Origin of the sequence: Paenibacillus sp. FSL H3-0469 (genome assembly GCF_038051945.1) — a bacterium.
In the GTDB taxonomy this organism is placed as follows: Bacteria; Bacillota; Bacilli; order Paenibacillales; family Paenibacillaceae; genus Paenibacillus_AQ.
This window is the reverse complement of record NZ_CP150302.1, coordinates 2,284,894-2,298,439: the sequence shown is the minus strand read 5'-3', so window position 1 is coordinate 2,298,439 and position 13,546 is coordinate 2,284,894. Positions and strand designations below refer to the sequence as shown.

The 13,546-nt window shown below is 54.7% G+C and carries 9 protein-coding genes; 5 read left to right on the top strand and 4 right to left on the bottom strand.

The window, feature by feature from the left end; translation table 11 throughout:
- Positions 1 to 48 precede the first annotated feature (48 nt).
- Both NSS83_RS10005 and NSS83_RS10000 read left to right on the top strand, forming a co-directional pair.
- Positions 49 to 2,166: a serine hydrolase gene (locus NSS83_RS10005; protein WP_341348159.1), complete on the top strand. Its 2,118-nt coding sequence runs from the start codon at positions 49 to 51 to the stop codon at positions 2,164 to 2,166.
- Between the two features lie 144 nt (positions 2,167 to 2,310).
- On the top strand, positions 2,311 to 2,565 hold the full coding sequence (locus NSS83_RS10000; protein ID WP_341348158.1) for a hypothetical protein: 255 nt from the start codon (positions 2,311 to 2,313) through the stop codon (positions 2,563 to 2,565).
- 93 nt (positions 2,566 to 2,658) lie between these two features.
- Here NSS83_RS10000 and NSS83_RS09995 read toward each other — a convergent pair whose 3' ends face one another.
- The 4 genes from NSS83_RS09995 to NSS83_RS09980 form a co-directional block, all read right to left on the bottom strand.
- Complete coding sequence (locus tag NSS83_RS09995) at positions 2,659 to 3,516, bottom strand: IS3 family transposase (RefSeq protein WP_341348716.1); 858 nt, start codon at positions 3,514 to 3,516, stop codon at positions 2,659 to 2,661.
- 11 nt (positions 3,517 to 3,527) lie between these two features.
- Positions 3,528 to 3,824: a transposase gene (locus tag NSS83_RS09990; RefSeq protein ID WP_341346726.1), complete on the bottom strand. Its 297-nt coding sequence runs from the start codon at positions 3,822 to 3,824 to the stop codon at positions 3,528 to 3,530.
- A 190-nt stretch (positions 3,825 to 4,014) separates the two neighbouring features.
- A complete protein-coding gene (locus NSS83_RS09985) occupies positions 4,015 to 4,941 on the bottom strand; it encodes an ankyrin repeat domain-containing protein (protein WP_341348157.1) in 927 nt (308 codons plus the stop codon).
- 381 nt (positions 4,942 to 5,322) lie between these two features.
- Positions 5,323 to 9,045 carry a glycoside hydrolase family 9 protein gene (locus NSS83_RS09980; RefSeq protein ID WP_341348156.1) on the bottom strand — a complete coding sequence of 1,241 codons (3,723 nt, stop codon included), beginning with the start codon at positions 9,043 to 9,045 and terminating at the stop codon, positions 5,323 to 5,325.
- Between the two features lie 317 nt (positions 9,046 to 9,362).
- Between NSS83_RS09980 and NSS83_RS09975 the strand changes: the two genes are divergently transcribed.
- The 3 genes from NSS83_RS09975 to NSS83_RS09965 all read left to right on the top strand — a co-directional run bounded on the left by NSS83_RS09975 (position 9,363) and on the right by NSS83_RS09965 (position 13,531).
- Positions 9,363 to 10,727 carry a response regulator gene (locus NSS83_RS09975; protein ID WP_341184592.1) on the top strand — a complete coding sequence of 455 codons (1,365 nt, stop codon included), beginning with the start codon at positions 9,363 to 9,365 and terminating at the stop codon, positions 10,725 to 10,727.
- A gap of 70 nt (positions 10,728 to 10,797) precedes the next feature.
- Complete coding sequence (locus NSS83_RS09970) at positions 10,798 to 12,510, top strand: sensor histidine kinase (RefSeq protein WP_341348155.1); 1,713 nt, start codon at positions 10,798 to 10,800, stop codon at positions 12,508 to 12,510.
- Positions 12,511 to 12,595: 85 nt separating this feature from the next.
- A complete protein-coding gene (locus tag NSS83_RS09965; protein WP_340993835.1) occupies positions 12,596 to 13,531 on the top strand; it encodes an ABC transporter permease subunit in 936 nt (311 codons plus the stop codon).
- Positions 13,532 to 13,546 lie beyond the last annotated feature (15 nt).

Below are 13,546 nucleotides of genomic sequence, written 5' to 3'. Positions count from 1 at the left end.
GACGTATTATCACTGTGCGTGTTATTCTATGGAAATGGAGTGAATTGAATGAAATTATCATTGTTGCGCCGCCGCTCTGCCTTTTGGACGAGGACCATGCTTTCGGCTGCACTGGTTCTGACACTTACGGCTCCGGCTGTTCAGGCCGCCGCCGTTCCCCCTGCTTCTACCGCTCCGGCAGCTGCCACTGCAGCGGCCAAGCCGCTGACAACAGAGAATGCTGCGGCCTTCCTCAAGCAATTCTTCAGTTCGGATGCGGTGAAAGCGCAGCTATCCGGTGCGGTTGTGGTAATGGTGAAGGATGGCAAGACGGTTATCGAAGAAGGCTTCGGATTTGCGGATAAGGCTGCCAAAAGTAAGGTAGACCCTGACAAAACCGTCTTCCGTCTGGCCTCGGTATCCAAAACCTTCACTGCGACTGCCGCCATGCAGCTCGTTGAGCAAGGCAAGCTGGATTTGAAAGCGGATTTCCAGACTTATACCGGTCCGATGGCCTTCGACAACCCCTTCGGGGTTCCGGTAACTGTGGGGGATCTGCTGAGCCACACCACCGGCTTCCGTATCCAGGACCCGCTGCCGGAGGATATCAACCAGGATTTCACCACCAAGGTGTCGATTGAGGATTATGTGGTGAAACATATGCCGCCGGTGGTGCGTGAGCCGGGTACTTCCTACATGTATGACAACTTCGCTTCACTGCTGCTCGGTCTGGTAGTGGAGAAGGCAAGCGGCATGCCTTACGAGGATTATATGCAGCAGCATGTCTTCGCCCCGCTGAAGATGGGTTCAAGCGGCTTCCTGCTGGAAGGCAAGCTGAAGGACAATCTTGCTACAGCCTATGACGCCACGGGCAAAGAGGTTGATCTCTACAACGTGACGCCAACCGTGATGCCGCATGGCGGCATGTTGTCCACCGGCGATGATGTTGCCAAGTTCATGACGGCTTTTCTGAACGGGGGAGCGGTTGACAATAACCGCATTCTGAAGGCGGACACTGTACAATCGATGGAGGAATACCGTTCTGCTATCCATCCCTTGCTGCCGAATACTACCTATGGTTTCGAGGCGCCTATACAGCTTCCCGGAGCCGGCAGCAGCCCCAAGATTATCACCAAGGCCGGTGATTTGATTGGATTCAGCTCTTATATGTTTCTTATTCCCGAGCAGAATACCGGGGTGTTCATTGGCTATAATCAGCAAAGTACACTGCGTGAGCTGTTCTACCCGGCCTTTATCCAGACATTCTTCCCGCAATATGCCGCACCGGTGAAGCTGGATGCTTACAAGCCGATGAGCGCTGATGCACTGAGGGTATTCACCGGCTACTATGCGGATCTCCGTATCAAGAGTCTGGTGTCTACAGTGTCTGTGCAGAATGGTGCGCTAACGATTAATGATGCTTTCCTGGGTTCCCGCAAGCTGATCCAGATAGATGATAATCTGTTCAAGGATGAGCTGACCGGCAAATTAACGGGCTTCGCCATGAAAGCAGACGGACAAAGCGCGTATATGAAGGAGCCTTACCTCAATCCGTTCAGTTATGCCCAGAAGGGGCCGGACGGCGTTGGTTATGCCGACGTTCCCGCGAGCCATCCTTATGCCACTCCGGTGCAGATGCTCCAGTCGCTGGGGTATCTGACGAATGATGCCACGCTGAGCTTCCAGCCTGAGGCAGGCGTTACGCGCGCCCAGTATGTGCGACTGATGATGGAGAGCAGCGGGCTCAAAGGAAGCACTACTGAGAAGCTGGCCTTCCCGGATCTGCAGGGCCATCCCGATGCCGCTTACATCCAGCAGGCTGTTGAGCTGGGAATGATTGAAGGAACGGCTAGCGGAGAGTTCCAGCCGGACCGGGTCATCTCGCGTCAGGAGGCGGCAGTCATGATCTGGAGAATGTACACTGCGCAGTACCCGGATAAGCTGTTCCAGAAGGTGAAGCTGGCCGGAAACACCGATAAATGGGCAGTTCCCGCAGTGAAAATGGCCGTCGCCCTGGGCCTGTACGGACCGGACTTCAAGCCGGATGCCAAGGGCGCTGTGGACTACAAGTCCAGAGCCGCGCTGAGCAAAAAGGAGAACGCCGCCATCCTGTATGCGTTGTTCACGAACCCGATCGACCAGATCGTCGCCAAGCTGTCGCAGCAGGCTGGGGACGGAGGGAAGTAAGCTAAAGGTGGTTGGAGGGAGGCTGTCCCGATGGGCAGCTTCCGGGATAAACAATGACAGGACCGGCCTTGGGCCGGTCCTGTTTCGTTATAGGCTGCCAATCCGTATAAGGGCAGGCATGGGGCTAGATGAGTAGATGAGGAGATGAGAGGGATAAATCCCCTTGGTGAAGGTGGAGGTGGGCAGGATGAGGAAATGAGAGGGATAAATCCCTTTGGTGAGGGTGAAAGTGGGCAGGATGAGGAGATGAGAGGGATAAATCCCCTTGGTGAAGGTGGAGGTGGGCAGAATGAGGAAATGAGAGGGATAAATCCCCTTGGTGAAGGTGGAGGTGGGCAGGATGAGGAAATGAGAGGGATAAATCCCTTTGGTGAGGGTGAAAGTGGGCGGAATGAGTAAATTAGAGGGATAAATCCCTTTGGTGAGGGTGAAAGTGGGCAGAATGAGGAGATTAGAGGGATAATGGACTCCTGTCAAGAAAGTAGACAACAACTACATCGTTTTTCGCTTAAATGTGGCTGCAAACTGAACCGGAGAAACGTAACCCAGCGCCCCATGGATTCGTTTGCGGTTGTAGAAAAATTCAATGTACTGGAAGATGGCATCATACGCCTGTTGCTTCGTTTTAAATCGATTCCAGTACACCAACTCTTTTTTTAAGAGGCTGTGAAACGATTCGATACAGGCGTTATCATAACAGTTTCCTTTGCGGCTCATGCTTGCAGTCATCTGGTACGACTTTAGGCGTTCCCGGTAGTCTGCAGAGGCGTACTGGGAGCCCCGATCCGAATGATGAATCAAGCCCTTCCCGGGGCGTTTGGCCTGATAAGCAGCGTCCAGAGCGCCTTGTACGAGGTCAGTGGTCATCCGGTCGCTAAGCCGCCAGCCGACAATCTCCCGGGTACACAGGTCCAGTACGCTCGCCAAGTACATCCGTCCTTCCCGGCAGGGAATGTAGGTGATATCCGCCACCCACGTCTGGTTCGGCTTTTCCGTGTGAAATTGCTGGTTCAACAGGTTGGGGGCAATGGGTAACGGATGGTTGGAGTCGGTGGTGCATACCCGAAATCGTTTCGCGACACAAGAGCGCAGACCGAGTTCCTTCATATACTTTCCTACGGTGCGTTCACTGACCCGGTGCCCTTCACGTTCGAGGAGAACCTTGATTTTGGGACTGCCATAGCGACCCTTAGAGTCATGGAAATGATAGGCTATCCGCTTTAATAGCAACGCTTTGCGGGTGGCTTGGGGGCTAGGTTCTGCTGTTCTCCATTTGTAATAACCGCTCCGGGACACCTGAAAGACACGGCACATCTTCTCCACAGGGAACTCGGAGCGATGATCTTCAATAAGCTGAAATCTCAGTTCTTTGGGTTGCTGAAGATGTGCACTGCTTTTTTTAGGATGGCCATCTCTTCGGTCAGGTCTGCGAGCTCTCGCTCCCTCTCCTTCAGTTGACGTTCCAGCTCTCTGTATTTGTCTGGAGTAATGATGGGCTCATTCTCAAACTGCCGATACTGTCCTAGCCATTTATGCAACGTTTTGGCGGGGATGTCCAGCTCCAGGGCCAATTCCGCTACCGTTTTCGTCTGCTCCTGGATGTACTTGACGGTCTGTCTTTTGTATTCTTCATTGTAGCTTCTCCGTGTTCCACTCATGGGGACACCTCCTCGTTAAACTAATTATCTCTATTCTCTTAACGGGTGTCCACGGTTAACACTAACAGCATAAATCCCTTTGGTGAGGGTGAAAGTGGGCGTGGAGCGGGAATGAGGTGCATAAGTGCCCTTGAATCCGCCGAATGTAATCCATCCGGCGGATTGTGGAGCATTGATGCACCCGCACTACTTACAGATGGGCGGACTGGGCACCCAGGCTCTCAAGCCATGCTGCCAGTTCAGTGGCATGGCTGCGCTTCGCCACGTCAAGGGGAGTGAGGCCGTCCCATGGGGAAGGCCAACTCAGCTCGGCTCCTTGGGCGAGCAGGAATTCGGCGGCGGCACGCTGTCCGCCGTGGCAGGCGCACCAGAACGCGACGTTAACCTCGTCTGGTGCTGCTGAAGCGGAGCTTGCGCCCCAAGGGTAGCGGCGCGGGAGCGGATGTCCGGTGAAGTGTGCCTCCATCGCATCAAGCAGACCGAGCGCCGCCGCGTGCCATAGCGCAGGCTGCGCACCGCGCTCCACCAGCCGCTGCGCCGCCTGCCACTGAGCGAATGCTACGGCGTCGTCCAGCGGGGTCCCGCCAGCGATGACTGCGCCGGGGGCCTCGATGTCGGCACCGGCATCGAGCAGCAGGTCCAGCACCTCGACATCGTCACAGCTTGCTGCCCAATGCAGCGGCGTTTCGCTATGCGGCCCGCTGAACTGCGCATTCACCTCGGCCCCGGCTTCAATCAGCGCAGTGACCACCGCTGCATTGTTGGGATAATGCCCCGGCGAATCGGTGGCTATATGCAGCAGCGCGCGTGACAGCCCGCGATTAGTGCCGAAGCCAGAGTTCACGCCGTTTGCCCCAGGGTCTTCGCTATTAGCATTGGCACTGTTCACGCTGCTAGCTTCAGCATCGCCAGTCTCCCCACTGCCTTCGTTACTTGCACGCCCCTCTTCAGTTCCAACAATCCGGGCTGTAGCCAGCCCCGGGTTACTAGCCAGCAATTGTGTCAATCCCGGCACATCGCCGGTACGAATCGCCTGCACCGCCGAAATTGCCAGCGGATCGTCAATCGCCAGCCACATCATATTCTCATCACTCATCGTAGATCTCCCTCCATTCATCCGCTATCACCCCAGCCCCCGTCATCTTGCCAACAATCTGCGGGTTGTAGCTGTGACAGCCGCGATGTTACAGCGATGCACCCTGGTAACTGTGCTGTCAGACTGCACCGCTGTACATGACAGTAGTATACCCTTTCTAAATTTCGCCTTCAAACTCGCAGCTTCACAGCCTCCCTTCCTTGGAGGAGCGGAGCATGCATATGGCTATACACTAATCGTGTAGCTCCTTGCTAATCGTGTGGCTATACACTAATCGTGTAGCTCTACACTAACCTTATGGCTTTTCACTAATCGTATGGCTCTACACTAATCTTACAGCTCTACACTACTCTTAAGGCTCTTCTCATTGTCCTTCACTATTCTTTTTGTCCCTCACTTATTTTACAGCTCTTCACTAACCCCAGGACCACTTTGCACCCCGGTGCTTACCGCATCGGTGAAGGTATCTGTAGTGTGGAAGTAGTAGGAATGCTGGCCCGGGGGCAGCTTGGCGCTGTATTGATAGATTCGGCCGTCCACATAATTATTGTCACTTGGATTGGCGGGCTGCATGGTGCGGACGACACCGTCCAGAATCAGCTCCATGGCAAAAGGTGCCTGATTATCGGCATCCGTATAAGTGACAGTGAACGTATAATCTGTCTGCGTGGTGCCGGTAGTGTGATTTAAGCCGCCTGCGGTCAGGGTGGGCGCGCTTCCGCTGACTTTATTAGTGGCTTTAATCTCGTCAACCAGCATTTGACCTGGAGTGACAGTATCCTGCTTCAGCCAGATGGACATCTTCACTGCCTTTTTATCTATGGCCGGGGTCAGGGCATTCAGATTGAATTGCAGGTCACTCCAGTCGGACGGAACCTGGGCCCAGCCTCCGGTCAGATTATAGGTTCGCTTGCCGTCACTCAGCTCAATCCGTGTTCTTAGGTCAGGTGAGGCAGGATTCTTCAGCGTAATATTCAGATATTGATAGCCGCTGAGATCGACCACATCGTTCCACGGCTGGAACTTCGCCGCAGAGTTCACATTCGCCGGTATCTGGGCGAACTGTCCAGCGGTACGTCCGTCTGCGCTTACCTTGGTGAATGTTCCTGTGCCGCCGTTCTGGTTATACCAGTTGACCCAGGTGGTATTGGCCGCTGAACCTCCCCAGAAGCCGCCGCCTCCGAAATCATCATAGAGCAGCGGATTGGAAGGGTCCGGCAGAGCCGGGGCCACGGTGTAATGTGTGGAGCTGTAGGTGTACCCGCCGGAAGGATCTTTGGCGCGGACATCCACTCTCCGGTTCGTATAAGGCAAGGATTGGCTCTCATCAATAACCGCAGCGTAGACGGCCCCGCTCACGGTGGAATACACGTCACCGGAGACCGTCATTGGCTGATAAGGCAAGCCGGTTGCCGCATATTGAACTTCGCTCAGTGAATCCCCGGCTTGGGCAAACACGGTAACTTCTCCCCGTACCCATTCTCCAATCACAGGAGAGAGGATCGGTAAGGCCGGCGGCACCGCGGCAATATCCGCACCTGTCCCCGGAGTAGCGCTCAAGCCCATAACGGTATAGAGCAATCCGGCCTGAATGCTGATGCTGAACTCGTTATACCGCCACTGGTTCGTATCATCCAGGTAGAGCGAACGGTCCTGATACCACGGACTTACGCTGCTTTTGTTCTTGGGGTCCTTCATATTAGGCCCGCTGACCATGGCTCCCGGAAGGATAATGCCGGTGTCTCCAGGCGTATTGGATTCTTCATTGTAGCGGGTATGCGGGAACATCACATGATGGGTGCCGATGCCGGAGACCCAGCTGATATTCCACGGATTCTCTCCGAACACCCAGTACATCCCTTTAAGTACCCCTTGCAGCGCTGCCGGATCACCGAATAATTCATAGTACCGCAGCAGATCGCCCAGGTAAGAGGCGTGGGGCTCGTTCACCCCGAAGTTTTTGAACTGGTTCAGCACCCCATACGGGGTATCATCGGCCATGGAGAGGAAGTAATCCGCTTGCCCCTTGAGCAGGCTATGAATATGAGATTGTGTGGCAGCATCGGCAACCGGATAGAATTCGGCCATGGACATTGGACTCATATCCCAGTAGTTGGTGGAGGAGATGTCGCCCAGAGTCAGCGCGTTAATGGTAGCTGTAGCAGCATTCTTGTACTTGGCTTCACCGGTCAGCAGATAGAGCTCAACATCCGCCAGCAGCTTGGAATTGGGAATCCCACCCCTCGTGGAATAAGAGCCTATCGGTCCGTCAGGATGGGCAACTACATATTCATAAAAGACTACCGCCGCGCTCTCACATTGTTCAGCGAACTCCGTAAGCTCCGCTATCTGAGCGGATGGGATATCCCCTTGGTCAATCGCTGTGCGGATCGCCCGTGCGGTAGCGGCGAGTGTGCCTGCTGACTTGGCTGAGCCGCCGACACTCAGGTCCGTCAGCTTGCGGTCATCGGCGGTGCCGGAGATATTGTCGGTGGATTTCTCGGGATGGACAAATGAGGCGTTGTTCCTGAGATTATACATCTCTCCGCCGAGCTGATCCGCGAACTTAATCAGGTATTCGCTGCCGAAGACGGCTTCGTCCACCAGGTCAGGAATCCCGTTGCTGTCGTTATCGTACTTCACACTGTCATGGTCAGCATAACGGATATAAGCCAGGGCAATCTCCGCGCCGACCCACTGGTTGCCGCCGTATTTCCCATAATCCCCGGCGTCATACCAGCTTCCGGTCAGATCATAATGGGTCAGGCCGTCCGCAGACTGTGCATCATCCAGATGGCCGGCCCCGTGGTAGAGCTTGGCCGAAGGCGCTACACTGCTGTATCCCGCAGGATAAGCATCGCTGGTCGCCACGGAGGCGCGCAGCAGCCGGTAGAAGGCTGTCATCTCATCCTTGTATTGATCCCACAGGTTCGGAGCGATCTCAAAAGGATAAGAATACACCTGATTACTCCGTACTCTATAGTTCCCGGAATCTGTGAGCGGGCTGAAGCCGATAGCGTAGACATGCTTATTCCAGTGCAGCCCTTCATAGGTCATCGTGCCCGAGTAGACTACGTTAGTTCCGTCCAGTATTTCATAAGTGGCATCTGTGACCGTGGTGTCCGAGATGAACTTCGCATTCTTAATATCATCCGCACTGTATCCGGCCTGGCTCACAGCAATATCGATCACGGAGGAGGCTTGAACAACATCCAGCGTCTGGACACTGGTGGCGACTTCGTCGGAGGTCGTATCGGTGGTGCGGAAATAGTAGGTATGAGCGCCTGGCGGGAGCTTCGTCAGGAAGCTGTATTTTTTGCCATCCGTATAGGTACCATCCGCCGGGTCGGATTCACGCATAGCATAGGCGGTATCATCGATAATAACCTGAACCGCAAAGGGGGCTTCGTTATCTGCGTCGGTATAGACGGCTTCAAAGGTAAAATCCGTATTCTGGTTGTAGCTGCCGTCCGTATTGGCGGTCATCCCTGCCGGGCTTAACTGGGGAGCGCTGCCGCTTGCGGCTGTGGTGAACGTGATGTCGTCTACCCACATTTCCCCGTAGGTGCCGCCCGCCTGTCTGAGCCAGATCTCCAGCTTGACCTTCTTCTTCTGAATCTTGGGGGAGAGGGCATCCAGGTCAAACTGCAGGCTGGTCCAGGCCGCCGTGGCAGGCACATACCCTCCGGTCAGATTGTAATTGGTAATGCCGTCGCTGATGACTACCCGGACAAGAGACTGGGCATAGCCGCCATTGTTCAGGGACAGGTTCATATAACGGTAGCCGGAGAGGTCGAAGGTCTCGTTCATCGGCTGAAATTTAGCCCAGGAAGAGGCCGAGACCGGGGTCTGTGTGAACTTGCCGATCGTACGGGAACCGTCCGTTGTCTTGGCGAAGGTTCCGCTGCCGCCGCTCTGATTGAACCAGTTCGTCCAGTTCTGTTTGAAGAGTCCGCCACCGGCGAAATTATCGTACAGGAGCGGGTGTGTAGGGCCGGGCAAGGGGGGAACCGCAGCAGCGGCAGGCCGGGGAGCCAGAGCAACCGTACATAGAATTAACAACAGGCTGAGGCTTACAGAGAATACCTTTTTAAGACTCGCAGGCATTGGGCTTCTGGTGAACATCTTAGAACCTCCTCATGATAGGATATCGTTAACCCGGCGCTCCTCTCTTTTTATATGAAAACGCTTGCAAAAGAAGCATAAAAGAGTTACCCTCACTAATCGATGATGAATTGCCGGAAATCTGTGATCTATAATAGGGCTGTGACGGCTTGCTGTTCTTTAATGGACAGGTTACCACGCTTCCGGCTGCAAGGGTTCCTGATATAGATCACATAAAACATGAAAAAGATCATCTACGGTGATTTAGAGCGAGTGTAAGGTGGTACCAAGGACTACAATGCATGGGGCAGCCATGAAGCATCATAGGGGGGAACAGCATGTACAAAATTCTTGTAGTAGATGATGAGCCGAGAGTGAGCGCGGGAATCCGGAACTTCCTGTTATCCTCGGATATGAACATTACTGCGGTGGAGACTGCCGTGAACGGGTTCGAAGCAATTGATTATTTGCGGATGGACCAGTTCGATCTGGTGCTGACCGACATCCAGATGGGCCGGATGAGCGGCATCGAATTAATGGAGAACATTTATATGGAGCAGTGGAATGTTCCGGTGATTGTGATATCGGCCCATGAGAAATTTGATTTTGCCAAAAAATCGCTCCGGCTCGGGGCCAGGGATTACCTGGTGAAGCCGGTAGAGCGGACTGAACTGCTCCGGGTGGTCCGCAATGCGTTAACCCGGAAGGAGCTGCTGGACACAAGTCCGCAGCCGGAGCCTACTTCCATCCGCAGGCAGGAGCGGCGCGATGAATGGCTAATGGAGCTGGTGACCGAGCGGAATCTGACGCCGCAGGATATGGAGCAGATCACCGGTGAGCTGGGGGGCCTGCTGCACGGTCCCTTTTACGGAGTGATCTCCATCCGCATCGATTACAGCCGGGCCGGCTTCAGCAGCCAGCAGGTAACGCTGCAGGACCGTAAATTATTGAAATATGCGGCGCTCAATATTATGAACGAGACGCTGGCGGAGTGGAATGGCGTTACCTTCAACGGCTTCGGCCATTCCATCATCAGCCTCATCCAGCTATCCGCTGAGGACAGGGACGATCCCCGGGTCAGCGTACACTCGCAGATTCAGATGATCGGGCAGATGATTGCGATGAATTTGAAGAGGCATCTGAATACGGAGGCGGTTATCGGACTCAGCACCCTTGGCGAAGGCATCGCCACCCTTCCCGGGCTGCTGGAGGAGGCGGATACGGCTGCCGGCTGGAATAGCGTTCATCCCGGGCATCAGGTGTTCTATTATGGCGATTTCGCCAGGCAGGAGCATCTGAACCGGGGGCAGCAGCCGGATACAGGGTTAACGGCGCAGGAGTCTGAAGCAGCAGCACCGAGCGTCATCTCAAGGATTACCAGCTATATTCAGAGCAACTACCGCAACCCGGCGCTCAAAATCCAGGATATTTCCGAGGAGGTCCACTTCAGTGCGGCCCATCTGGGATATATTTTCAAGCGCGAGATGCGGATGAATCTGTGGGATTATGTGACCGCCCTGCGGATGGAGGAGGCCAAGCAGCTTATGGCGACTACAGACAAGAAGCGGTATGAGGTTGCTTATGCGGTAGGGTATGAATCACCTGAGCATTTCAGCCGGATGTTCAAGCGGGTGCTGGGCCTGACCCCGGCGGAATTCCGCAAGCAGGCCAGAGGAGGGGAACGGGCTGAAGCAGAAGCTTAAGAAGAGGCTGAAACAGCGGCTGAGACTCAGACTGAAGCATAAGGTCATTCTGGCGTTCCTGCTGTGCATCGTGCTGCCTTTTATCGTGGTGGGCTGGGTCTCTGCATATGTGGCGCTGAACACCATCAAGGAGGAGGTCGGGAGTACAACCCTGCAACTGGTCAAGCAGAATCATGTCACGATTGATAAAACCTTGTCTGCGGTTAACGACCGGACGATAACGCTGCTCGACAGCCAGTTCTTCAGCAACCCGGAAGGATACAGCTTCTGGACCGGAATTGACACGTTGAATGAGATCCGGCAGGCCGACAATATTCTGGACAGCTGGTCTACCGGAGGGACGGAATATGCCATATATATGAAAAACATTGAGCGCAGGGCGACGCCGTTCGATCTGTCCTACAAAACCAAAGGCTTCAAATACCTGGATGGGTTCAGCGGCGGCTTGCCTGATCTTAACGTCAGTCTGATGGATGTCAGCGGCGCGGGGGCGCTGCGCGTCATGCCGTCCGGGAGCGGTGAGACCACCATCTCCTTCATGCGCAGTATTCTGAATCCCCGTAATTATAATGAGGTGATCGGCCTGCTGGCCGTCAACAAGATAGAGGTCATGCTGACCCGTGACATGGTCTCGGTGGAGCTGCCCGCCGCTGCCGGGGCATTCCTGTTCAATACCAGTGGGGAGCTGCTGATGTCCACTGGCTCAGGCGGCCTTAACCCCGGCGAGCTTGGCAAGCACCTCGAACCGGATGTCCCTTATGGCTATATCTTTGCGCAAGAGGGCGGAGAGGAATGGCTGTATGCCTACTCGGACAGCTCCAGATTCCACACCCGATTATTGTACAAAATCCCGTTAGAATCCATCACCGGCAAGCTCATCTGGTTTCAGCGGCTGCTGGTGGTGATCTCGTTCATTTTCTTGGCGTTCGTCCTGACCTTTGTCCTCTATATGGTAAGACTTGTGGTCAAGCCGGTGGTCGAGCTGGTCTCGGTGATGAAGATCTATGAGCCTGGCAAAAAGCTGCTACTATCCGAGGAGCCGCTGCGCCAGGACGAATTCGGTATTCTGCAAGGCTCCTTCGTCAGAATGACCCGCAGGCTGGACCATTCGATTGAAGAGAATTACGGGATGCAGCTGAAGCAGAAGGAATATGAGCTGCTCATGCTCCAGTCCCAGATTACCCCGCATTATCTGTACAACACCCTCGACTCGATCTATTGGTATGCGCTGGACAGCGGCAATACCGAGGTCGGCGAAATGGTCCGCGACCTGTCGATGCTGCTGCGGATCGGCCTCAGCCGGGGGCGGAAGATGATTACGGTAGGTGAGGAACTGGAGCACGCACAGGCGTACACCCGGCTCCAGACCAAGCGTTACCCGGATACCTTCGAGGTCCGGTGGCAGATTGACGATGCCCTGCGGGACTTCGAGACGCCCAAGGTGATCATTCAGCCGCTGATTGAGAATGCCATTCTTCACGGCGTGCGCGGCATGGATGGAGAAGGAGAAATCCGGGTCTCGGCGGTGCAGGAAGATGGGATTCTGCGCTTCACCGTAGAGGATAACGGGCATCTGCCGGTAGATCTGGAGGAGCTTAAGGCCATTCTGGAAGAAGAGCAGAGTGTGAAAGGATACGGGATCAGGAACGTGCATCAGCGCATCCGGCTCCATTACGGGGAGGCTTACGGGCTGGCTTATGAGCGGAGCGGGGACGGGTGGACACGGGCGGTGATTACGTTGCCTTTGCGACGGAGGGGGCCAGAACCGTTAGGAACGGACTAATAAAAGATCACAGTTCTACGGGAATGCATCATCGAAGCGGGGGGCAGATGGTTCTATAATAAGTCCATGAAAGGAGTAATGGACCATGAGTAGAGCCACTGGATTCTCAAGATTCATCCATGCCCTGTGGAAGTACAAGGCGCTGACGCTGATGCTGCTGCCGGCGGTGCTTGTGCTGCTGGCCCACAGCTATCTGCCGATGTTCGGCATATTTATTGCTTTTAAAAATGTGAATTATATGGACGGGATCTGGGGCAGCCCCTGGGTGGGACTGGATAACTTCAGCTTCCTGTTCTCTTCGGGGGATATGTGGCGGATTGTGCGCAACACGCTGCTGTACAGCCTGACCTTCATGATCCTGAACCTGGTGCTGTCGGTGTCGATTGCAGTAGCCATCAACGAGATCCGGCGGCGGCTGCTGGCGAAAGTGTACCAGAGCTTCATCATCCTGCCGCACTTCCTGTCGATGGTGGTGGTGAGCTATCTTGTATACGCTTTCCTCCAGCCGGATCACGGCTTCATTAATGCAACGATCCTCAAGGCCTTCGGGCAGGACCCGGTCTTCTGGTATTCGGAGAAGGAGTATTGGCCGTACATTCTTGTATTCGTCAATGCCTGGAAGCACGCAGGCTTCGGGGCGGTCATCTATATCGCGGCGATTGCCGGCATTGATCCGGAATATTATGAGGCGGCGCTGATCGACGGGGCTTCCAAGTGGAAGCAGATTATGCATATCACGCTCCCTTTTATCCGGCCGGTCATTATTATTATGACGATTCTGTCGATGGGCAGCATCTTCAGCTCCGACTTCGGGCTGTTCTTCCAAGTGCCTATGAATTCTGGGGCGCTGTACCCCGTAACGGATACCGTGGATACGTATGTCTACCGCGCCTTGATGCAATTGAACGATATCGGCATGTCCTCGGCCACGGCGCTTGTGCAATCTGTTGTCGGATTCATCATGGTCATTGCGACGAACAGTATCGTCCGGAGAATCGACCGTGAACAGGCACTATTCTAATGAAGAAGGGAGAAC